At 41.3% G+C, this 22,989-nt stretch carries 23 protein-coding genes; 12 read left to right on the top strand and 11 right to left on the bottom strand.

Annotation, left to right across the window (positions count from 1 at the left end; translation table 11 throughout):
- The first annotated feature begins 279 nt into the window (after positions 1-279).
- Complete coding sequence (gene ppc / locus X953_RS18305) at positions 280-3,030, top strand: phosphoenolpyruvate carboxylase (RefSeq protein WP_040956823.1); 2,751 nt, start codon at positions 280-282, stop codon at positions 3,028-3,030.
- A gap of 87 nt (positions 3,031-3,117) precedes the next feature.
- On the opposite strand, the gene X953_RS18300 is transcribed toward ppc, so the two are convergent.
- The gene (locus tag X953_RS18300; RefSeq protein WP_040956822.1) at positions 3,118-3,717 is read right to left on the bottom strand and encodes a TetR/AcrR family transcriptional regulator; all 600 of its coding nucleotides are present in this window, start codon (positions 3,715-3,717) and stop codon (positions 3,118-3,120) included.
- 178 nt (positions 3,718-3,895) lie between these two features.
- Here X953_RS18300 and X953_RS18295 point away from each other — a divergent pair, with 178 nt between their 5' ends.
- Complete coding sequence (locus tag X953_RS18295; protein ID WP_040956821.1) at positions 3,896-4,651, top strand: SDR family NAD(P)-dependent oxidoreductase; 756 nt, start codon at positions 3,896-3,898, stop codon at positions 4,649-4,651.
- A 68-nt stretch (positions 4,652-4,719) separates the two neighbouring features.
- Positions 4,720-5,979 (top strand): MFS transporter, encoded by a 1,260-nt coding sequence (locus X953_RS18290; RefSeq protein WP_040956820.1) that lies wholly within the window; start codon positions 4,720-4,722, stop codon positions 5,977-5,979.
- Between the two features lie 132 nt (positions 5,980-6,111).
- Here the strand turns inward: X953_RS18290 and X953_RS18285 are convergent, their stop codons facing one another.
- Positions 6,112-7,023, bottom strand: coding sequence for a vanadium-dependent haloperoxidase (locus X953_RS18285; protein WP_040956819.1), 912 nt, complete (start codon positions 7,021-7,023; stop codon positions 6,112-6,114).
- 191 nt (positions 7,024-7,214) lie between these two features.
- Between X953_RS18285 and X953_RS18280 the strand changes: the two genes are divergently transcribed.
- Positions 7,215-8,453 carry a Zn-dependent hydrolase gene (locus X953_RS18280; RefSeq protein ID WP_040956818.1) on the top strand — a complete coding sequence of 413 codons (1,239 nt, stop codon included), beginning with the start codon at positions 7,215-7,217 and terminating at the stop codon, positions 8,451-8,453.
- 56 nt (positions 8,454-8,509) lie between these two features.
- Here X953_RS18280 and X953_RS18275 read toward each other — a convergent pair whose 3' ends face one another.
- Positions 8,510-8,989, bottom strand: a complete 480-nt coding sequence (locus X953_RS18275; protein WP_040957233.1) for a divergent PAP2 family protein — start codon at positions 8,987-8,989, stop codon at positions 8,510-8,512.
- Positions 8,990-9,224: 235 nt separating this feature from the next.
- Here X953_RS18275 and X953_RS19650 point away from each other — a divergent pair, with 235 nt between their 5' ends.
- The 4 genes from X953_RS19650 to X953_RS18260 all read left to right on the top strand — a co-directional run bounded on the left by X953_RS19650 (position 9,225) and on the right by X953_RS18260 (position 11,116).
- Positions 9,225-9,371, top strand: coding sequence for an acetyl-CoA hydrolase/transferase C-terminal domain-containing protein (locus X953_RS19650; protein ID WP_084715742.1), 147 nt, complete (start codon positions 9,225-9,227; stop codon positions 9,369-9,371).
- A gap of 91 nt (positions 9,372-9,462) precedes the next feature.
- Positions 9,463-9,714: a DUF2829 domain-containing protein gene (locus X953_RS18270; protein ID WP_040956817.1), complete on the top strand. Its 252-nt coding sequence runs from the start codon at positions 9,463-9,465 to the stop codon at positions 9,712-9,714.
- Positions 9,699-10,466: a 3-oxoacyl-ACP reductase gene (locus X953_RS18265; RefSeq protein ID WP_232217752.1), complete on the top strand. Its 768-nt coding sequence runs from the start codon at positions 9,699-9,701 to the stop codon at positions 10,464-10,466. The genes X953_RS18270 and X953_RS18265 overlap by 16 nt, the downstream gene beginning before the upstream one ends.
- Before the next feature lie 140 nt (positions 10,467-10,606).
- Entirely contained in the window at positions 10,607-11,116 is a 510-nt protein-coding gene (locus X953_RS18260; RefSeq protein WP_040956816.1) for a QueT transporter family protein, read from the top strand.
- 101 nt (positions 11,117-11,217) lie between these two features.
- Here the strand turns inward: X953_RS18260 and X953_RS18255 are convergent, their stop codons facing one another.
- A complete protein-coding gene (locus X953_RS18255) occupies positions 11,218-12,075 on the bottom strand; it encodes an STAS domain-containing protein (protein ID WP_040956815.1) in 858 nt (285 codons plus the stop codon).
- A gap of 252 nt (positions 12,076-12,327) precedes the next feature.
- Between X953_RS18255 and X953_RS19930 the strand changes: the two genes are divergently transcribed.
- Positions 12,328-12,498, top strand: a complete 171-nt coding sequence (locus X953_RS19930) for a hypothetical protein (protein ID WP_156958519.1) — start codon at positions 12,328-12,330, stop codon at positions 12,496-12,498.
- Positions 12,499-12,500: 2 nt separating this feature from the next.
- Complete coding sequence (locus X953_RS18250) at positions 12,501-12,707, top strand: hypothetical protein (RefSeq protein WP_198023297.1); 207 nt, start codon at positions 12,501-12,503, stop codon at positions 12,705-12,707.
- A 333-nt stretch (positions 12,708-13,040) separates the two neighbouring features.
- Here the strand turns inward: X953_RS18250 and X953_RS18245 are convergent, their stop codons facing one another.
- From X953_RS18245 to nadC, 3 genes are read right to left on the bottom strand one after another with little or no spacing between them, the layout of a single operon-like run.
- Positions 13,041-14,972, bottom strand: a complete 1,932-nt coding sequence (locus X953_RS18245) for a TRAP transporter permease (RefSeq protein ID WP_052350203.1) — start codon at positions 14,970-14,972, stop codon at positions 13,041-13,043.
- 48 nt (positions 14,973-15,020) lie between these two features.
- Positions 15,021-16,046, bottom strand: a complete 1,026-nt coding sequence (locus X953_RS18240) for a TAXI family TRAP transporter solute-binding subunit (protein WP_040956814.1) — start codon at positions 16,044-16,046, stop codon at positions 15,021-15,023.
- A 4-nt stretch (positions 16,047-16,050) separates the two neighbouring features.
- Positions 16,051-16,914, bottom strand: a complete 864-nt coding sequence (nadC, locus tag X953_RS18235; protein WP_040956813.1) for a carboxylating nicotinate-nucleotide diphosphorylase — start codon at positions 16,912-16,914, stop codon at positions 16,051-16,053.
- Positions 16,915-17,131: 217 nt separating this feature from the next.
- Between nadC and X953_RS18230 the strand changes: the two genes are divergently transcribed.
- The gene (locus tag X953_RS18230; RefSeq protein WP_040956812.1) at positions 17,132-17,668 is read left to right on the top strand and encodes a transcription repressor NadR; all 537 of its coding nucleotides are present in this window, start codon (positions 17,132-17,134) and stop codon (positions 17,666-17,668) included.
- Positions 17,669-17,761: 93 nt separating this feature from the next.
- Here the strand turns inward: X953_RS18230 and X953_RS18225 are convergent, their stop codons facing one another.
- Positions 17,762-18,019 (bottom strand): hypothetical protein, encoded by a 258-nt coding sequence (locus X953_RS18225; protein ID WP_040956811.1) that lies wholly within the window; start codon positions 18,017-18,019, stop codon positions 17,762-17,764.
- Between the two features lie 148 nt (positions 18,020-18,167).
- On the opposite strand from X953_RS18225, the gene X953_RS18220 reads away from it, so the two are divergent.
- The gene (locus X953_RS18220) at positions 18,168-19,001 is read left to right on the top strand and encodes an ion transporter (RefSeq protein ID WP_084715740.1); all 834 of its coding nucleotides are present in this window, start codon (positions 18,168-18,170) and stop codon (positions 18,999-19,001) included.
- A gap of 414 nt (positions 19,002-19,415) precedes the next feature.
- Here X953_RS18220 and X953_RS18215 read toward each other — a convergent pair whose 3' ends face one another.
- From X953_RS18215 to X953_RS18205, 3 genes are read right to left on the bottom strand one after another with little or no spacing between them, the layout of a single operon-like run.
- Positions 19,416-21,302 (bottom strand): fructose-specific PTS transporter subunit EIIC, encoded by a 1,887-nt coding sequence (locus tag X953_RS18215; protein WP_040956810.1) that lies wholly within the window; start codon positions 21,300-21,302, stop codon positions 19,416-19,418.
- Complete coding sequence (gene pfkB / locus X953_RS18210) at positions 21,289-22,227, bottom strand: 1-phosphofructokinase (RefSeq protein ID WP_040956809.1); 939 nt, start codon at positions 22,225-22,227, stop codon at positions 21,289-21,291. The genes X953_RS18215 and pfkB overlap by 14 nt, the downstream gene beginning before the upstream one ends.
- Positions 22,224-22,973 carry a DeoR/GlpR family DNA-binding transcription regulator gene (locus X953_RS18205; protein ID WP_040956808.1) on the bottom strand — a complete coding sequence of 250 codons (750 nt, stop codon included), beginning with the start codon at positions 22,971-22,973 and terminating at the stop codon, positions 22,224-22,226. Before X953_RS18205 ends, pfkB begins: the two co-directional genes overlap by 4 nt.
- Positions 22,974-22,989: the final 16 nt, after the last annotated feature.

Genomic DNA, 22,989 nt, shown 5'->3' with positions numbered 1-22,989 from the left:
ATCAGTTTCTTCAGCATGAGATTGTTTCCATCCTTTAGTGCGCATTTTCCTCCAACTGAGTGCACAAAACAATCTACAGTTACATAGCCCTTATTTATACACCCAAACAGAGACTATCTATCTTTCTCTCCTCAAATAATACAGAATTCTCGAAATATATATTCTACTATGCTATCATTATAAAAATAACCAAAAAAGCAACATAATTCATGCTAGATTCAGAGGGCATACGAATTCTACTAATTTCAGCAGTAATTCAACAATCAAGGAGGAAACAGGATGACAGTAACGACTGACAGCAATGCATTACTTCGACGAGATGTGAATATGCTCGGCAGTATTTTGGGGGAAATTTTAGTACTCCATGGTGGCAAGGAGCTATTTGATAAAGTAGAAACAATTCGGGAAATGACGAAAAGTATTCGTAAAACATATGATGCGGATACGTATCAAACACTAAAAAATGAAATTAGCACTCTACAGCCGCCTATGAGACAGCAGGTGATTAGAGCTTTTTCTATTTATTTTCATTTAATTAATATTGCGGAACAAAATCATCGTATTCGCCGGAGACGCGAGTATTTATTGAAGGAGGAGGAGAGTCAGTCCTTCTCTTTGGAAAAGACAGTATCCAACGTGAAAAACTATGACCTCACAAATGAGGATATTCAGGACGTACTTAATGAATTATCTGTGGAACTAATTATGACAGCACATCCGACCGAGGCGACCAAGCGTACCGTGTTAGAAATCCAAAAACGAATTTCTGAAATTTTACGGAAGTTAGACAATCCACAAACAACAAAAAATGAGCGTGCATATGTGGAGGAAAGTTTATTTAATGAGGTTACAGCATTATGGCATACAGATGAACTGCGCCATCGGAAACCTGACGTGCTTGATGAAGTGAAAAACGGTCTTTATTATTTTGATCAAACGTTATTCCATACATTACCAGACGTTTTTCAGGATCTGGAGATGCAGCTTCAATCCCAAATTTCTGAGGAGGACTGGAAGGTACCAAACTTTATTCAGTTTGGGTCGTGGATTGGCGGTGACCGGGATGGTAATCCAAATGTAACGCCTGAAATTACGTGGAAGACGTTGGGGATGCAACGGGAGCTTATTTTGAAGAAATACGATAGCACCATTGTTGATCTAATGAGACGTTTTAGTCAGTCAAGTGAACGTATTACCATTAACCCTCAATTTATTGAAAAGGTAGAGCAAGAGGAGGGTACCTATTTAGTAGATAAAGAAAAATGGCCAGTGAAGTCCGAGGTATATCGCCGTAAGTTTGCCATTATTTTAAAGCGGCTACGGGAAACAGGAAAAACGGAAAACGGCTATCAGTTTTCGGAGGAGCTGGCAAATGATCTTATTGAAATTAAGGAGCATGCAGAGGCACACCTGCCGAAACCGAAAAAGCTGAAGACACTTCGTAAGGCAATTCGCCAGGTGCAGATGTTTGGTTTCCATCTGGCAACCCTTGATGTGCGGAACCATAGTGGGGAGCATGAAGCTGCTATCCATGAGATTTTGAAGGCAGTACATGTAGCAGATGATTATTCTAACTTGACCGAAGAGGAAAAGCAGAAAATTCTCCTCGAGGTTCTAAATGATCAACGCCCATTACTACTGTTTGATGGCAGTTATTCTGAGGCAACACAAAAGATGTTGCGTGTATTCCGGATGATTAAAAAAGCCCATGAAGAGTTTGGTAAGCGTGCAATTGAAGTTTATTTAATTAGCATGACGGAAGCACCGAGTGACCTATTGGAAGTCATGGTACTAGCTAAAGAAGCGGGTATCTATCGACTTTATCCGGATGGAAGTGTAGAAAGTGACATTGATGTTGCACCACTTTTAGAAACAATTGATGATCTGATTGCAGGTCCGAAAATTATGCAGACATTATTCGATACAGATGTATATCGGAAACAGCTCCAATCACGCAACAGACGTCAGGAAATCATGCTCGGCTACTCGGATGGAAGTAAGGATGGCGGTACATTAAGTGCAAACTGGCGATTATTTAAAGCACAGTTGGAAATTCATAATACAGCAAGAGAATATGATATCCGTCTGAAGTTTTTCCATGGTCGTGGTGGTTCATTAGGCCGTGGGGGCGGTTCTTTAAATACAAGTATTCTTTCCCAACCAATGGAAACTTTGGGCGATGGTGTGAAAATTACGGAGCAAGGAGAAGTACTTTCCTCCAGGTATTTACTTGAAGATATCGCCTATCGTAATCTGGAGCAAGCTGCTGCAGCCTTATTTGAAGCGTGTGCCAAGGTGTCCAGTTCTTCTGACCAGGTTGAACTGCGTCAAAAAGAATGGGAGGATGCCATGGAGGCTATTTCAGAAAAATCCCTAAGAAAATACCAATCGCTCGTGTTTGGCGACCCTGATTTTCTGACGTATTTCAATCAGGCAACTCCGTTAACAGAGTTAGGTGCTTTAAATATTGGTTCACGACCAATGAGCCGGAAAAACAGTCAGCGTTTTGAGGATTTGCGGGCAATTCCGTGGGTATTCGCCTGGACGCAATCCAGACATATGCTCCCTGCTTGGTATGCAGCGGGAACAGGTTTGCAATCCTTCATTGAAGAGAATGGAAGTAACTTAGAAATTTTGCAAACAATGTATAAGGAGTGGTCCTTCTTCCATTCCACTATTAATAACTTACAGATGGCCTTGATGAAAGCTGATATGAAGACTGCGAAGGAATATTTAGAGTTGGTAGAGGATCCTGTGTTGGCAAATCGGATTTATGAAGATATTGCCGAGGAGTATGAACGTACGAAGAAGGCGCTGCTGCAGATTTCCGGAAACGAAGAGCTGCTAAGTCACACGTCTAATATAAAAGAGTCCGTGCATCTTCGTAATCCATATGTTGATCCACTTAATTTCCTGCAGGTTGATTTGATCCAAAAGCTAAGAGAAACGTCAAATCCATCCGAAGAACTGGTGACAGAAGTGTTACTTACAATTAATGGTGTTGCTGCAGGTTTAGTGAATACAGGTTGATAAATAAAAACAAGCTGGTAATGATGCCAGCTTGTTTTTTAATGTAAATAGAAGTATTGCTTGTTGTAGAAATGATAGATTGTCCTTTTAAGCCCGCTTCATTAACGGATCCAATACCATATCTGCAGATACACGAATGGGATACAATCCCTTGGCATTCCACAGTGTAATTCCTTGAGATAGAGATATATAGTAAGCTGCCAGCTCCATTTGATCCCCATCGCGAAATATGCCAGTCTGCTGCCCGTCAAAAATAATTCTGCCAATACCCTTTAATGCCTCTGTATATTGCTCTACAATTCGTTCTTTCGTATCCTGAGAAAGGAAATCTGCTTGCATTGCCTCCATAAGAAGCATGTGTCGATCTAATGCCACATCAAAATCTCCCTTAAATGTAAGCTCTGTCAGCCAGCGGAGCTTATCATATGGTGTGCCGTTATTACTTTCTGCCTCCTCAACCGCTTGGCTAAATAACTCTAGTACGTTTGTAATAAGAGCCACATAAATTTCTTCCTTGGATTTGAAATAATGATATAACAATCCGTGACTGAGATTGATGGAGGAGGTAATATCACTTATTTTTGTACCTGCAAACCCTTTACGGGCGAAAATCTTTAATGCAGCATTACTAATTTCCTCATATCGTTGATCACGTATCTTTTTAAATTGTTCTTCACTTCTAGCCATTTTTTTTGCCTCACTTTATTTAAAACATGTAACTATAATGCATTTATTATAGCATTAGTGAAAAAATAAAAGGAGCTCTAGCTTAAATTCATCAAAATTTTATTGATTGATTTGTTAGTCAATGCATTATATGATGGAAATGCAGATAATAGATTTAACGAAAAAAGGGGAGATATAAATGGGTAAATTACAAGGCAAGGTTGCAATAATTACTGGTGGTGCTGGTGGTATTGGTAGTGGAATGGCAACGGCTTTTGTTAAAGAAGGCGCAAAGGTTGCTATTGTCGACCTTAACGAAGAAGCAGGGCAAAAAACGGTTAAAAAACTTCAGGAGTACCAACCGGAATGTATGTTTATCCAAGCAAATCTAATGGAGCATGATAAGCTTGCAGGAGTGGTAAAGCAGGTTGCAGATCAATTGGGTACGATTGATATTCTTGTAAATAATGCACACGCATCCAAAATGGCTTCTATTGAAGATACAACTCAAAAGGAATTGGATCTGTCCTTTAATACCGGATTTTATCCGACCTTCTACTTTATGCAGGCAGCACTTCCTTACTTGAAGGAAACAAAAGGAAAAATTATTAACTTCGCATCAGGCGCTGGTATTAAAGGCGATGTAAACCAAGGCTCTTATGCAGCTGCAAAAGAGGCTATTCGCGGAATTACACGTGTTGCTGCAAATGAATTCGGTCCATATGGTATTAATGTAAACATTATCTCTCCAATTGCTAAATCTGAAGGAATGATTCAGTGGGCAGAGGCTAACCCGGAATATTACCAAAGAATGCTTTCCGGTATTCCATTAAGAAGAGCAGGTGAAATTGAAGAAGATATCGGTAGAGTAGCTGTTTTCTTAGCAAGTGAGGATTCCGATTATATTACAGGGCAAACGATCATGGTGGACGGAGGATCCATTCAGCTTCGTTAAATAATAAAACATATAGATCCACAAGTCAGTGAAGACTGGCTTGTGGATTATTAAAGGGAGAATATATTATGCGGGGAACAAAAGGGAAAATACATTTTGCATGGTGGGTCTTATTAGGCTTATCGATTATGATTGGACTGGCACGTGGGGGAATAAATAATGCTGGTGGATTATTTTTGTCACCGGTGTCACAGGATTTAGGAATCGGAATTGGGAACTTATCTATCTATCTTAGTATTTCTTCTATTGTTACAATGCTTTTCTTGCCATTGGCAGGGAAAATGATGGCTAAATATGATATTCGTGGGTTATTAATTGTCGCAATTATTTTACAAGCAGGGTCCTTTGCATTATTTGGCTTGATGGATTCTGTGTGGGGCTGGTATGTCCTTTCTGTGCCGATGGCGTTTGGAGCAATTTTCGTTACGACAATGGCAGGCCCAGTATTAATTAATCGTTGGTTTAAAGAAAAAAATGGACTGGCAATGGGTATCATGATGGCAGCGGTTGGCTTGTTCGGTGCGTTCATTCAACCATTAGCCGGAAGCTTAATAGGTGAACAGGGCTGGCGCCAAGCTTACATCATTTTAGGTGTGGCGGCGATTATTATCGTAGTTCCTGTTATATTATTATTTATTAGAAAGAAGCCAGAGGAAAAAGGCTTGTTACCATATGGCATGCTTCAGGTTCCGGAGAGTGAAAAGAAGTCTCAGCCGGCAGAGCGTGGGGTAACCATGGCGGATGCTAAGAAATCATTGGCATTTTACTCCATGCTTCTGTTCTTGTTCTTTATGACAGCAATTGGGAGTTTTGCACAGCATATTGGACCATATGCGATGGGAATCGGCTACGAGGTTGATTTCGCAGGAAAAGTAATGGGTGCTTTCATGGTAGGTATGCTCGTTGGAGCTCTTGCGTTTGGCTTTATGTCAGATAAAATTGGCGCGAAAAATACGGCAATCATCTCTATGCTAAGCGGAATTGTAGCTGTTAGTTTATTAATCTTTGTCCCAGGAAATGCGGCTATCTTCACATTAGCAATTGGTATTTTTGGTTTTGTAACAGCATCTATTGGAACATTAGGACCATTGCTAACCTCTTCTATCTTTGGTAATAAAGAATATAGTCAAATCTATGCATCTATTGGAATTGGTTTAGCAGTTGCAGGTGTTGTAGCATTGCCTGGTTATGGTTATGTCTATGATTTAACAGGAAGTTACACACTTGTATTGTATTCAATTATTGCAATGCTAATTATTAATATTGTCCTTGTTACGCTTGCTTTCAAAGGAAAGAAAAAGCTGGAGGATGAAGGATTGTATAATTAATAGATACGAAAAAAACGCAGATATGAAGTCTGCGTTTTTTTATTGATATAGATGGTTAATGGACAAAAGCATTGAGCACTGAATTAGTTGTAAAAAAGAGCCTCACCCCCGATATTGTGCTTCTATTTTCTACTAGTAAAATAGCTTTGGCTTGTGCTTGTTTGCTGTTGGGGCTGACTTTTTCTCTCTATAATCCTCGTTCATAGTCAAGGAATCGCAGTGATCATCAAATTCAAATGGAATAACTTGTTCATACGGTGGCGGAGTTAGTTTTACATTTGCGGAATATCTGTATGGTGTATCAATGTTATGATCCTCTGTATCTCTTTCCTCGCGTAATTGATCCACAGCAAGCTCTCCTACCTGTCTTCCCAGTCGCAAGCCCTGCTCATTATCTACTGGGAAATGGACCCCTGCATATAAACGGGATTGTGCAGCTTCTTCAGCTAGCTCGTGCAGACGACGTCTTTCTGCAGGGAAAAAGTATGAAAGCACAGTTTCCGCAGCACCGGCAACAGCCGCATGACCAGATGGATAAGAAGGGTGTCTCGGCGTACAAAGGAAGGTTGCCAGGTTGTGATCTAATTGGTTTGGACGGGCGACAAACCATTTGAATTTATAAGACCATGTTAAAACGAATGCATCATTTATTGCCGCATGCAGTGCTGCTAATATTCTTGCGCCCCTCGGAGCCTCTACGCCATAGGAATCGATTAGTTGATCTGCAATCGGTGTCCATTGCTTAGTAGCTACTCCTGATCCCCAGTATGTGGCAATTGTTTTTTGTTCCCTCGTTAACTTTCGCTGCGTTCGTTGTACAACAGCTAATTGTTTATACCAGTCGATCGACTCAGGATGACGAATTTTAAAGTGAATCGTCTTTCCATTGAAGGCTGATACCCATTCATTCTGTTGATATCGAATAAAGTATGTTGTCCAGCTACCAGCAAAAGGAGCTTCTGGATCGTTGGGTGGCTTCGTTTCCCCTGCATACGGAAGCTCATTCCAGTGGGGATAATCGGTATTTAGCGATCTTTTGCTCATTGTTTTGCACCTCATTTCTAAACCTATATAACTACAATATGTAAGGGTCAGGTTCTGGTATAGGTAATTTATCACGGAAATAGAAGAAAAAGGAGATATTCAAAATATCATGTTTATACTTTGTCACAAGGACAATCCCCTCTTTTCCCGCTATAATAAAGATACAGAAATATTTGTCGGGGAGTTTGGTTATGGCACAAAAACATAGATATCAATTATTACTGAATAAAGTGAATCAATATAATTCTGGAGATAAAGGGATTACAAGAATCGCCTATACGGATCTGGAACAAACATGCACACATGCCTTTATGCGTCTGTGTATTGCGGAGGGCATGGAGGTACGTCTGGATCCAACTGGAAATATGATTGCACGGAGACAAGGCAGAAATAATGAGCTTCCGCCTGTTCTCATGGGGTCACATTTGGATACGGTTTATCAGGGAGGACGCTATGACGGGACAGTTGGCGTTACGGCTGCACTGGAAGTGGTAAGGCGTATGAATGAAAACAACATCATGACAGAGCATCCCATCGAGATTATTTCCTTTGCCTGTGAGGAATCTGCTCGCTTTGGTGTCTCCACGCTTGGCAGTAAAGCAATGACAGGAGCACTGGAAAAAGAGAAATATAGGCATCTCAAAGACCGTGATGGGATTACGGTTGAAAAGGCATTTTCTTTATGTGCGTTGGATTATGACCAAATTGATCAGGCAAGCAGGGCAGATGAGAAGATAAAAGCCTTTTTCGAATTGCATGTAGAACAAGGACCTGTATTAATAAACAACAAGAAAAAAATCGGTATTGTCACTGGAATTGCTGCACCAATTCGGTTTTCAGTAAAGATGCTCGGCAAGGCTTCCCACTCAGGCACTACGCCAATGAACATGAGAAAAGATGCACTTCTTGGAGCAGCTGAGTTATCTCTCGCGCTGGAGCGAGCTGCGAAGCGTGAGGAAGCTGCTGGAACGGTTGCTACTATTGGGTACTTGAATTTACCTAATGGAGCGATGAACATCGTGCCAGGCGAGGTAGAACTTAAAATTGATATTCGTTCCACTTGCTTGGATTCAAGACAACGAGTAGCTGATCATGTGCATGATGCTATTGCCAGGATCCGAGCGGAAAGAGAACTGGATATCGAAACGGTTGAAATCGCTTCGGAAGAGCCTGTTCAATTATCGGCAGAAATGAATCATAATTTAGAAACTATTTGTGAAGAAAAAGCACTTCCATACCAGCAGATGCATAGTGGAGCTGGTCATGATGCAATGAATATGGCAACGCTTTGCCCTGTTGGCCTTATTTTTGTTCCTTCTGTAGATGGGCTTAGTCACCATCCCAATGAATTTACGGAGCTGGACGATATTTTAGCAGGAATCGATGTGCTGGAAGAAGCGGTAGTCCAATGTGCGAGGGTGGCTGACTAAAGAGACAAGCTTAATTCAGTTCAATACATGTGAAAAGAGGGTACACAGCGCAATAGTTATTGCGCACGTGTACCCTCTTTACTGTCTTCATACTTTGCAGAGATGAACCCAAGCGTTATACCCAGTAATGCACCACCCAATACTTCCAGCGGTTGATGGCCAAGAATTTCTTTTAATTCCTTCTCTTTGGCAACAAACTCAAAGCTAGGAAATTCACCTGAAAGATCAGCAAATTTATCCTCTAACTCATTAACAAGCTGAGCAATTTCCCCAGTATGCCGGCGAATCCCTTGTGCATCATACATTACAATCACTCCAAATACGGTAGCTAGCGCAGTTTCCGTATGGCGCGAGCCCTTATTTGCAGCAATATACGTTGCCAATGCAGAAACCCCCGCGGAATGGGAACTCGGCATCCCGCCTGTCGTTGCTGCCTGCTTGATATCCCATTTCCCTGTCAGCCTTTTATGTGTAAGGATCTTAAGCCCTTGCGCGATCCCAATAGATGCTAATGCGGTGATAATTCCTTTATTCATCTTTGTTTCCACTATGTAACCTCCCATAAAAACTGTCTATTCATTTCTTACCCTTAATGCCAAGTTTTTATGCGGGGGAAGAAGTTCCACTATTCATGTTTTAAAACTTTTATACTAATGGTGGAGAAATATTGGAGAGTGAGGATAACTGCTATAGATATTGTGAGCAATTAAAAAGAAATTATGCAACCCTCAAGACATGAAGGCGTTAACCTTATAACCAAGTCCGAAGACGGTGTTGCTGTATACTGTAACAGAGTATGGTGTAGTGAAACTACGTGGGAAGGGGATTAGAGAAGGCACGAGAGCACTAATTGATATTGCCCATCCTGCTTTCAGGAAAGAATTGCTCTTTGAAGCAAAAGAACTTGGGTTTGTATAAGCGTGAGATTGCGTTCCTTCCATTGCTTTCTCGTTTTTCATGCCCTATACTAACATGACAGAAGACTTGAATGAAGGAAGGATGGATAAGCATGACATTTGAAGAGATACTACCACAAGTAAAGGTAGGGAAAAAGGTGATTCGCCAGGGATGGGGCGGTCCTGAACTCTATGTGAAGCTCGTTGGTGAAACAGAGCATGATGGTGAGAAATTGAACCCATATTTTTTAATTAATGTGGAGGGCGAGGGTTACACCATGTTCAGTCCCACCGTTTGCGATATTCTTGCTGACGATTGGCAGATTGTTGAGCAGGATACAGATCGCCAATGGAAAGCAAGATGAGATTTCCTGAGTTTAACGGAAAAACAGTATTTGTAACCGGCGCAGCTTCAGGGATTGGCCGGGCGCAAGCATTGGATTTTTTAGAAAACGGTGCAAATGTAGTTGGTTTTGATCTCGTTGAAAAGGGATTAAACGAAATTTTTCAGCAATATGAAGGTCGATTTGCTTTTATCGAGGGCAGTGTTGCAGAAAAGAAAGCCGTTGAAAAAGCGGTCCAACATGCTTTAGCCGAATTTGGCAGAATTGATATTTTATTAAATACGGCTGGTGTGCTGGATGGCTATGCAAAAACATTGGATACGGATGAAGCATTATGGGACCGGATTATGAATACAAACATAAAAGGCACCTACTTTGTGACGAATGCCATTCTTCCCCATATGATAGAAAATGCTTCTGGTGTCATCGTGAATATGGCTTCGATTGCAGGGCTTATAGCTGGGGGTGGAGGAGCTGCTTATACAGCTTCCAAGCATGCCATTATAGGTTATACCAAACAGCTTGATTTGGATTATTGCCGTGAAGGGATTCGCGCAAATGCGATAGCACCGGGAGCTATTCAAACACCAATGAATGCAGCAGATTTTGCTGGAGATGGTGCGATGGCCGAATGGGTAGCAAGTGAAACACCTGCAGGGCGATGGGCTCAACCAGAGGAGGTTGCTGGTCTGACGCTTTTTTTGGCAAGTAATGCAGCAGATTACATACATGGTGCAGTCATGCCAATGGACGGTGGCTGGACAATAAAGTAAAGAATGTCTATTCGCATTTAAAATAGTTTGCTATAATAGGCAGGCAGGCTTGCTAAGGTCTGCACTACGGCACTTGGTCTTCCTTTGGTCGTAGTTATTACTAAGACAGTAGGAAACTGTCTTACAAAGGAGATAGTAAATTGAATAAAACGATTTCAAACACGTCGGTTACCACATCCGTCAGTGAACTAACCAAAGTAGCGCTCATTGTAGCGTTATATGTAGTTGTTACAGCCTGGTTTGCAGTATTTAGTTTTGGGGCGATCCAGTTAAGAATGTCAGAGATGTTCAATTATCTCGCACTCTATCATAAACGATATGTCCTTGCTGTAACATTAGGCGTAGTGTTTGCCAATTTTATGTCACCTACATGGATGCTCGATGTACCTATTGGTGGACTTGCAACATTTTTAGTACTAATTTTATGCCGTGCTGCTACGAAAAACATTTCAAATCAAATAGTAAAGATGGCAGTAACTGCTGTAATTTTTGCATTATCTATGTTTACAGTTGCTGGACAACTATCAATTATGCTTGATTTGCCGTTCTTTTACACATGGCTTACCGTAGGACTTGGAGAATTATTATCCATGACGGTTGGTGGCTTTTTTGTATATATGTTAAGTAAAAAAATTGATTTGAGCAAATAGTAGAAAGAGGCTGGAAGAATTATGATCTTCCAGCCTCTTTTGGTATATAAAAAGCCCAAGCGGGAGTTCTCATTTGCTTGAGCGAGGGTGTGCCTGGGTTCTTATTCTGCTTCGGTAAGTACGTAGCGTTCTTTTCTTAATGCTTGCTGCAACGAGCTGAAAGTAGTCATCTTAGAAAAATCAAGTCCCAGCTGTACAGATGTCTGGGCAATCTCCGGGCGAATTCCTGTAAAAGTAACTTCAATTCCCAGCAAATTTAAAACTTGTGTCACTTGAAAAATTTGATTAGCTACCATTGTATCGATGACAGAAACCCCTGATAAGTCAATAAATAATCTGGTAATCTCCTCTTCCATGCATTTATTAGGGACTACCTCTGCGATCTTCCTGGCCCTGAAAGTATCAATTTCTCCAATCACCGGCAGTACTCCAATGGTATCATTGAGCTTAATAATAGGTGCGCCGAGCTCATCAATAAGGCTCTGTTGGGCTGAAAGTCGGGTGTTCATCAGTTCTGCATATGTACGGGTAAATGCAATATTTAACTCGTCAAATGCTAAGTGAATCGTCTCACCCCATTTTAAGATGACATCTGTGGGAATTGTTTCTTCCTGCTCATTTACAAATCGTTCAATTTGCCAACCAAAAACCTTTCTGACCCTGCTAAGTGCATCGATGACATCAGGAAATGGTGTGTTGCTGGCAACCCTGCTTTCAGCAACCATATGTGCCCACTCTATCTTATTTTCTTCAAACTCACCTTCAGCACTGATAAGACTACTGGCAACGGTGTGGTTTGTCATTCTATTCTGCTTACGAAGTGTCTGTTCTGCTTCGGATCCGGCATCGATCGAGTAAATGGAGTCTGCCGCATGATCGCGAAGTGCAAGCCATTCGTCTGTAATCTTTTCTGTTTTATCTAAAATATATGTATATAATCTTTGATTCCAATCCGCCATTGTTATTCTTACTCCTTTATAGTGGAAGTATATTGCCAAGCTGCCATTTTTAAGAGCAAGTGGCGCTCATTTTTCTTCTGTTCTCATATTACCAAATTTCTTCACAGATGCATAAGATTTATATGCTCCTTTCCATTTTTCCATTAAAAAGAATTATCATTCATTATTGTTATTATAATCAAAAAACGAAACCTAATCTTCCGGGAAGCGTAAAAAAGAATAGATGCTAACCGGAAATGGAGGGGTAAGGTTTTGGCTATGAAAGAAAGAAAAGAAGACAGACGTATGCGAAGAGCAGAAGTCATTTCTGATATAATCAGCTGGATACCGGAATTGCTGTTCCTGCCAATCAGATTAGTTATTTGGTTGTTAAGAGGGCTAGTGAGCCTTGTTAAAGGAGTGCTTGGAAATTGGGAGCAGTGAGGTTGCGAAAAGAATTATGGAAGGAGAATGAAAATGGGGACGAATTTTACGTCGTAACCGTTGCTTATTCTTCAGAAACTTATACAGGAGACTTAACGATGGATGCAACGGAATCTATTCATTTAGCATTTTTTCACCCGAATGAATTACCAACGCCCCTCGTTAAAAGTCATGAAAAGATCTTGAAAGAATTCCTGGCATGGGGCTGATGACGGACATTGGGAGAGTGAAACTGGGTGTGAATGTCTATCATGAGTGAGATGACGGACATTGGGAGCGTGAAACCGCGTGAGAATGTCTATCATGAGTGAGATGACGGACATTGGGAGAGTGAAACTGGGTGTGAATGTCTATCATGAGTGAGATGACGGACATTGGGAGCGTGAAAATGCCTGACAATGTCTATCATCAGGCATAAGTCGGACATTCAGAGATGCAGTTTAATAGATTCTCCCTACAGCTTTCAACTGTCCATCATCAATCCCTCATCATTCCATCTCAAATCTCCGGCCCCCGCCAAAACCTTCCACCCACGCTTACATTCAGTTATACACTTTCTCAAGGGCTTGCTTTTCACGCATGCTGGGAGCTCGGCGAGAACGTCTCTGCTGCAATAGAACCACAACCCCTATGAAGCCTATCCCAACTAAATCCGATATCACCCCAGGATACATCATGAAAAAACCAATTGATATTAATAGCACACGTTCAAGCATGCTTGCTTTTCTGATCAACCAGCCGATTAAGCCAGCTGCGAGCATGACGACACCGAGGAGGGCGGAGAGTACAGAAGTAAGAATTCCCCCGACCGAACCATTTAACAATAATGAAGGTTCAAAAACGAACAGGAATGGCACGATAAAGCCAACCAGCCCAAGTCTGACAGCCTCTATGCCAACCCTGTTCGGATTGGCGTCAGCAATTCCCGCTGCAGCAAAAGCAGCAACTGCCACCGGAGGCGTGATTGCAGAAAAAATAGAGAAATAGACAATGAATAAATGTGCTGCCATGATAGGTACACCCAGTTCAATGAGGGCTGGTGCTGCAAGCATTGCTGTTAAGATATATGCAGCAGCAACAGGCATGCCCATTCCGAGAATGATACATATTACCATAATGAGCAATAAGGTTGGCAAAAGCATTCCCTCTGTTAGCCCGAGCACGATACTTGTTAATTTACCGCCAAGCCCAGTCGACATAATCCCTGCGATAACTAATCCTGCTGCGGCACAGGCGGTAGTTACGGGGATGGCTGATTTGGCGCCATCAATCATTGCTGCCGTAATTCCCTTCCAGCCCATACGTGTATTTTTTCTGAAAAAGCTAATAAGAATAACGGAAATAATACCGTAGAAGCCTGTTCGAGAAGCGCTAGCGCCTGCCAATAAAAAGGTAATTAACACGACTAATGGCACGAAGTAATGCCAGCCATCTTTTAAAACGGCCGAAATTTTTGGAATAGAATCTTTGGAAGCTCTGGGAAGGTCCAGGCGTAATGCTTCAAAGTGTACCATTGCTAATAAAGATACATAATAAAGTATTCCTGGAACGATTGCTGCAAGTACAATTGCCTCATATGGTAATTGTGTAACGGCAGCCATTAAAAAGGCTGATGACCCCATGATTGGTGGCAGGATGCTCCCACCTGTAGAGGCTGCGGCTTCTACCGCTGCAGCAAATGTTGGCTTATAGCCAGTTTTCTTGCTTACTGGAATAGTAAATGCTCCAGTTGTTACGACATTTGCAGTTGGACTCCCGGAAATAGAACCGAAAAAGGCGCTTGCTAACACAGCTACCTTTGCGGCGCCACCTTTGGTTCTTCCGGCAATGGCCGTGGAAAGCTGAAAGAAGAATTCTCCAGCTCCTGCTTTATTCAAAAAGGCACCAAACAGAATAAACATAAAGACAAAGGAGGCTGCCACAGAGATTGGTGACCCCCAGAGGCCATTCAAGCTAAAAGCCAGATCATCGAGCACCTCCACGGTGGTAAAAGGCCGATGTCCAAGCATCCCCTCAAAAAAATGTCCCCATCGTGCATAACCTATGCCGATTAATGAAATAATTACTATCGGTAAACCGATCGTCCTGCGGGCAGCCTCTAAACTAAGCAGGACGAATACCAATCCAAAAAATATATCTGCACTTGTTAATGGCTCCATTATAGGAATGCGGACAGCAATTCGCTCGGCATGAAGGCTGTAGTACACCCCGGCTGCCAATGCCAGCAGGACTGCAACATAATCAAAAAATACAGCAGCTTTGTTTTTCGGAGCGGACTTCATTAAAAAGGTCAAACCTAATATGAGTGCAAGGTGAATAGCCATTTGGTTCATCGGGTTTAATTTCCCCAAAATGACAGACCAAATTTGAAACAAGCTTAAAATGATAGCAATACATACAAATAGTTGTGAACGTAATTCTGTTAAGCTGCGTTTTCCCTCTTTTAAAATTATCCCAGTAGACGTCTTCTTCACAATAACCCCTCATTCCATAGGACTCTATCCATCTTGCCCCTAAACAATCTATTTATCTATCCATCCCATTTCCTTAAAAAACTTCACTGCGCCAGGATGTAGAGGGATCTCCCCTACATCCAACATGTTTTCGCCAGACAAATTTTCAAATTCCTTATGGACGGTTTTTAAATAATCCAAATTCTCATAAATAGCTTTTGTAACCTGATAAACTTCCTTTTCGGATACATTTTGGTTCACAAGTAGAATAGCTGGTGTATTTACGGTGTTTATATCTTCGTTTAGAAATGAGTAGCTTTCTGCTGGAATTTTCTCTGTAAGCATTCCAAGCTCCTCTGCAACAGGCTGATTGATCTGTTGCTCCAAGGTAAGCATTTTTAAATTAATGGTAGTGGATGCTTCCAATATATCACTGGAAGGTACAGATACTGCATCACCTGTTACGTCTACTCGTTTATCTGCCATCAGTTCAAATGTTTTTGTACCACTTAAATGATCCACTGACCCGCCCCAAGCGATGATATCCTCATACGTTACACCATACTCGCCGAGCATTTTTCTGGTAATGATTTCACCTGCAGAGCCTTTTTGATCTACAGCCAAGTGAATTGGTGCTTTATTTTCTACAATTTCTTTCAGTGAGTCATATTCCAAGTCTGCTCTGGCAACTAACTGATAGTAGTTTGCAGGAATGACAACACTTACTGCGCGAATATCTTCATATGGTTGGTCATATGGTTCTTCCCCTTTGTAAGCGGCATAGGCTGTCATCGTATAGGACAATCCATATGGCACCTTATTCATTCCAACAGTTGGTGGGTTTTCTACAATTCCGCCTGGTTCCACGGTAATAACGGATCCGTCATGCTCTCTGCGAATGGACTCAGCAATTCCTTCTGTAAAAACAGACCATGCTCCCCCTGTTCTTCCACCGATTATGATGGTATGAAGGGCTGTATTCTTTTCATATTTTTCTTCTGTTTGCTCAGAGCTAGCCGATTCTGACGTACCACATGCGGTTAGTAAAAATAGAATTAATAATGACAGCAGTACACTATTCCTCTTCATTATCATCTGTCTATTGCTCCTTTGCTGATGATTTCTTTGGCCCTGGTTTTACTTGTAAGCTAATGTCCAAAGCAGTTACAGAGTGGGTTAGAAATCCCAAAGAAATATAATCTACCCCTGTGTGTTGATATGTTGCCAAATTATCAAGTGTGATACCACCAGACGCTTCTGTAATAATAGAATCAGGTACATATTTGTTGAATTGAATTACTTCTGCAGGAGAACGATTATCAAACATAATAATGTCAGCACCTGCTTCCACAGCTTCGAGGACTTCTTCCTTCGTTTCGGTTTCCACTTCAATTTTCACCATATGTCCGACTTTTTCCCGCACCTGATGGACTGCTTTTGTTATGGAGCCGGCAAATGAAATATGATTATCCTTAATCATTATCCCATGCTCCAGGCCGAAGCGATGGTTCCTTCCACCACCGCATGTCACCGCATATTTATCGAACATCCGTAAGCCAGGTGTAGTTTTTCGTGTGTCACAAATATGTATGGATGGATCGTTTAATTCGCTGACGCTTCTTGTTGTAATAGTCGCAATTCCGCTCATTCGTTGGATAAGATTTAAGATAACCCGCTCTCCGGCAAGTAACGGAACAATTGGCCCGTGCGCCTCGGCAAGTACATCTCCGCCCCTCACTTGATCCCCGTCTTGAAAAAATACTTCTACAGTAATGGAAGGATTTAGAAGCATATAAGCTTCTTGAATGATCTCCAAACCTGCCACTACCCCTGAATCTTTAGCGATAAAAACGCCATGGCCTGGCTGTTTTGGAGGGAAAATGGTTTCACTTGTTATATCCGTGTCCCCTATGTCCTCAATCAGAAATTGCTCTACTAAATTTCGTAGTTTTAATTTGTTCATTTCTAAACCCCTTATCGGATATTGTGATATTTTTCACATTTAAAGCCCTGTCTTCCTCTTGCTGCTACTCCTAATTGAAATGTAAAGTACATTTTTATATTATTAAGTATACAGGTGTCTTGTCATCTATATTTACACAATTTTTAGCGAAAGGCAAGCGTTTTTTTGCTATAATATATGGCATAAGGAAATTGCGGAACCAGGAAGGTGCTACATAATGAATGAGGAACAGAAAATGTCATCAATAAAAAGGCAAAATCTAATTATGAAGTTGTTACGCGATGCAGAGGAGCCGATTACTGGCAGTAAATTTGCAAGAAAAACGAATGTCAGCAGACAGGTAATTGTGCAGGATGTCTCAATATTAAAAGCAAAAAAAGAACCAATTATGGCCACAAGTCAAGGGTATGTACTGCTGGACAAGCAAAAGAGTCAAGGTCTTCTGGAGCGAATTGTTGTGTGCAAACATACACCAGGGCAAACACAGGAAGAATTGAATATTTTTGTGGACCATGGAGTTAAGGTGAAGGATGTCATTGTTGAACACGCGGTTTATGGGGACCTGACCGCATCTGTCATGGTAAGCAATCGGGCAGAAGCAAACCGATTTATTGAAAGGATACAGGAAACGAATGCAGTCTATCTTTCGAGCCTTACGAATGGAATTCATCTTCATACATTGGAGGCAGATACGCAGGAAAAGCTGGATGCCGCCTGTGATGCTTTGAAAAAAGCTGGGATATTGGTGGAATAGTTTCTTATGGTGAGCTTAAAAAGACGGACAGCTTCCAGTAGTTGGAGGTGTCCGTCCAGCTTAAATGATTAAGAATAAGTGCTTGAAAGTAGCTTATACTGATCCACTGATATAAGACAAAACAGTTATACTCAAAACTAAACCAATAATTCCTGTGGCAAGTCCAGATTGCTTTCGCCGGGAAAAGGTAATTCCAACTATTGAAGTAATAAGACCGAACATGGGAATGAATGGGGTTACCCATACTAAGAAGAAAGAAAATATTCCTAACAATAATCCGGCAAGTGACCAATAATTTTTTTCTACTGATGCATATTTCTTTGGTGAACTAGCTTTTAATCCTGTCTTCATAATTTCACCTCTTCCATCTACTAATAATTACCATATTATCATATGTTTCGTTATTAATTGCCTTAAATTATAAAACCATAATAAAATAGAAAAGAAGCGAAGAGAATCTATTATGAAAGTCGAACAAACTGAAATGAGGTAAAATGAGTTGAATGATATAGAAGAAGATTCGAACATGAAGAAAAGTGATTTTAGAGCTACTATAAAAAAATTGGTACAGCGTAAAAATTTTCAATCTGCTGTTATTGCGATTATTGTTTTAAACGGGATCGTCATTACCGCAGAGACTTATTTTATTGGAAATACTTTTTTGCAAGCAGTGGATCGGATTATTATCTGGGTCTTTGTCGTGGAGCTTTTGCTTAAAATGATTGGGCTTGGTGTGAAGGGCTACTTCTCAAAGAAATGGAATATTTTTGACTTTGTCATTGTAGCAGGGAGTCTAGTGTTTTATACTACTCCATTTGTTAGTGTGATGCGATTACTGCGGGTGCTAAGATTACTCCGGATGATTCCCGCCATCCCTGCGTTACGAAAGATTGTTGATTCCCTTATGAAATCTATCCCTGCACTGACTGGGATACTCGGGCTGTCCATGCTGATTTTCTCTATTTATGCGATTATTGGAACGACTTATTTTAGGGATGTGCTACCTGGAGAGTTTTTTGGCAGCTTCCATACGTCACTGTTTACCTTATTGCAGGTAGTTACTTTTGAATCGTGGGCAAGTCAGGTTGCTCGGCCGGTTATGAGCGAGGTACCGTGGGCATGGGTCTATTTTGTTTCGTTTATCATTATTGGTGCATTGGTTATTTTGAACTTGATTGTTGCTGTGATCTTAAGTTACCTGGGTCAAGAGGAGGAGGACAACAGAGGCGGACAGATGGATCGTTTATATAATGAAAACGCTGAAATTAAACAAGAGCTGCGGGAAATCAAAGCGCTGTTGGCGGATAAAAAAACAAATAATGACAGTGAATGAATGCCTTTAAAAGTAATTGATGACCGGCATTCCGCTTATGAAAGACATTCCCGTGTGGTTTTGGAGCCTGAATGTCCGTCATCAGCATCATGAAAGACATTGCCGTGCGATTTCGCGCTCCCAATGTCCCTTACGTCTGTAAGAGCAGTCACCAGAGTAACAAAATAACCTTGCAGCCTTTTCATAGAAAGGTTACAAGGTTGTTTTTATACTATGTTCTTTTTTTAAAAGTTATTAGGAGGGTAGGCCGACTAAAAGCGGCCTTTGCACTAACTTCATCGTGCTTCTAATCATGTTGTCAAAGACGAGAACGGTTAAGCCCTTCCTCCCTGCATAAAAAGCAACACCGATGCACACTTTTATTGCCAGGGGCCTCGGTGTTGCTAAACAGCGCTTCATAAATTACCAATCTTTTTAAGCTTGGTTATCCACACGTTTTTTCAATAAGCCAAGTAAAACTGCAGATACGATAGAGCCAATGACTACAGCTAGTAGATATAGAAGCCAGCCGCCTTCTACAAGTGGGAATACAAAGATACCGCCATGAGGAGCTTGCAGTCCGATATTGAACATCATACTTAAACCTCCGGTCACAGCAGAACCAACCATAAGAGATGGAATAACCCGAAGCGGGTCTGCTGCTGCAAAGGGAATTGCCCCTTCTGTAATAAAAGATAGGCCCATGATATAGTTTACTTTTCCAGCCTCACGTTCTTGCTGGTTAAATTTATTACGAAATACGGTTGTTGCGATTGCGATTGCTAATGGAGGAACCATTCCAGCCGCCATAATTGCTGCCATTGGTTCGTACACGCCACTTGCAATTAACCCAGTACCAAATAAATATGCTGCTTTATTAACTGGACCACCCATGTCAAATGCCATCATAAGCCCAAGTACAATTCCGAGAAATACAGCGTTCCCTGTCCCAAGGCCTGTCAACCAATCTGAGATTGCAGTATTTAACATACTAAATGGTTTATTGACAACAAAGAACATGAGAAAGCCAGTGATGGCAATTCCGAGTAATGGATAGAGCAGGATCGTTTTGATTCCTTCTAATGAAGATGGTAGTCCGGACAGTGCTTTTTTAAGACCCACAACCAAATAACCACCTAGGAATCCTGCTACAATACCTCCGAGAAAACCTGCGCCACTACTTGCTGCCATTAAACCGCCAACCATACCGGGTGCAAAACCTGGACGATCAGCAATACTCATTGCAATAAAACCAGCCAATACCGGGATCATTAGTGCAAACGCATTGCCGCCACCGATCGTATTTAATGCTTCAGCAATTACCGAATAAGATGGATCATTTGGATCATGTGCATTTACACCAAATAGGAAGCCTAAAGCAATCAAAATTCCTCCACCAATAACAAATGGAAGCATATTGGAGACCCCACTCATTAGATGCTTATAAATTGTTGCGCCAATGCTTTTTCCTTTTTGTTCTTCTTGTTCATCGGCACTGGAATCATTGCTCTTATATATTGCTGCCTCTTGCTTTAAAGCACGATCAATTAATACTTTAGGCTTGCGAATCCCCTCTGCTACAGGAACTTCAATGACATGCTTACCACTGAAGCGACCCATGGCAACATTGGTGTCTGCTGCAACAATGACTGCAACTGCCTTGTCAATATCCTCTGCCGTCAGAACGTTTTTAGCTCCCCCGGAACCATTCGTCTCTACCTTTATATCCACGCCCATTTCTTCTGCTTTTGATTTAAGGGAATCAGCAGACATATACGTATGAGCAATTCCGGTTGGGCATGCAGTCACTGCAACGATAAAAGGCTTAGACTCATCCGAGACTACGGGTTGCTCTTCTTCTTTATCACTTTCATCATAGTGATTAATGATGGAAAGAATGTCATCCTCTGTTTTTGCTTCCAAAAGCTGCTTTCGTACCTCTTCACGCATTAAAATTGTAGATAGTCTTGCAAGTGCTTGTAAGTGAGTATCGTTTGCCCCTTCTGGTGCTGCAATCATGAAAAATAAATGAGAGGGCTGTCCATCTAGTGATTCATATTCTATACCACTTACAGATCTTCCAAACGCAATGGCAGGTTGCTTTACAGCCTTTGTTTTTGCGTGTGGAATGGCAATCCCATCACCAATTCCTGTTGTACTTTGTCCTTCTCTATTTAAAATCTGTTGTTTAAACTCTGCTCGATCTGATAATTTCCCAGCCTTTTCCAATACGGATACTAATTCTTCGACTGTATCCAGTTTATTGGAACTGCTTAAAGAAAGATTAATGGTATCTTTGGTTAACAGTTCAGTTATTCTCATGTCCATTCTCCTCCATCTGGTTTGTTAGTTTTACCTGTGGCAACAGACTCTCAACTTTCTCTTTACTGCATAACCCGTTCGAAAATGCTGTAGCACTTCCTGCAGCTACACTGTATTGGAAAGCTTCCTTCACTGCTCTTGTTTTAAGATATGTGGCAACAAATCCTGCTACCATCGAATCTCCTGCTCCTACAGATCCCTTTACTTCTCCTTGGGGGACGGTGGCAATATAACAAGCATCCTTACTAATAAAGACGGCGCCTTCCCCTGCGAGAGAGACAATGACATGCTGGGCTCCTTGTTTAATAAGCTCCCGGCCATAAGGAATGGCATCTTCACACGAGGAAATCGTGACATTAAATAAATTGCCAAGCTCATGATGATTTGGTTTGATTAAAAAAGGCTGATATGGCAGTACCTTATTAAGCAAGTCTCCTTCTGCATCTACTACAAAAGCAGTGCCATTTTGGTGACATAGCTTCACTAATTTTTCATAGATGGTTGATGGTAGACTGGATGGAATGCTTCCGGCCAGAATAAGCATATCTTCGCTGGTTAGATTGCTAATCCGGTGCTCAAGCTCTTGCAGATTCGCCTCCGTGATGGCAGGTCCCTTCGCATTTATTTCCGTTTCTTCATTTGCCCTTAGCTTTACGTTAATTCGGGTATCTTCTTCCACATAGACAAAATTGGTTTCGATCTGCTTAGATTGCAGGTAATCTTCAATATACTTTCCAGTGAATCCACCAAGGAAGCCGAGAGCTTCACTTTGGAGTCCTAATGTATTCAATACTTGAGACACATTAATTCCCTTTCCCCCAGGGTACTTAGCTTCACTGCTCGTTCGGTTCAGTTCTCCCAAATGCACTTGGTCCATTTGCACAATATAATCGAGAGATGGGTTTAGCGTTAGTGTATAGATCATGGTGTAACCACCTTTATTTTCGTTTTAGTGCGTAGCTGTTCTTCCATATCGGTTTCGACCTGGTTCGTAATAATGGTTGCGGTATGCAAATCGGTTATTTTAGAAAAGGCGATCTCCGTGAACTTGGAGTCGTCTGCAAGCACATAAGCTTCCCTGGAGATATATATAGCTAGTTGCTTAACTTGAGCCTCCTCTTGATCGGGAGTGGAGTATCCAAATTGAGGATGGACTCCATTTACACCCATAAAACATTTGTCAAAACGATATTGCTGTAAGCTTTCAAGCGCTCCTCTTCCAATCATTGCCTTCGTTTTCGGCTTTGCATATCCGCCAAGAACATATGTCGGAATATTTCTTTCCAAAAGTTTATCTACATGCATTAATCCGTTCGTAACGACAACAATGTTTTCAGGAAGATGAGGAATGAGCTCAAATGTGGTTGAACCCGCATCGAGATAAACACTGTCCCCTTCTTCAATCAAGCTTGCTGCATAAAGAGCTATTTTTTGCTTGGTTTGAAGGTTTTTGGATGATTTTTCTGTCATACTTGGTTCTTGTAGCTTTCCCTGTAGACTGGAAGCTCCACCATGAACCCTCTTTAAATATTTTTTCTCTTCAAGCTGTGTGAGGTCTCTGCGAATGGTTGATTCTGATGACTGTGTCAGCTCCACTAACTCTTGAAGTTTAACAGTATGCTTTTCTTTTAAACTATCTATAATAATTTGATGACGCTCTGATTCTAACAAAAGATCATCTCCTAAA

Origin of the sequence: Virgibacillus sp. SK37, from assembly GCF_000725285.1 — a bacterium.
Classification (GTDB): domain Bacteria; phylum Bacillota; class Bacilli; order Bacillales; family Amphibacillaceae; genus Virgibacillus_Q.
This window is presented reverse-complemented; position numbering and strand designations above follow the sequence as displayed.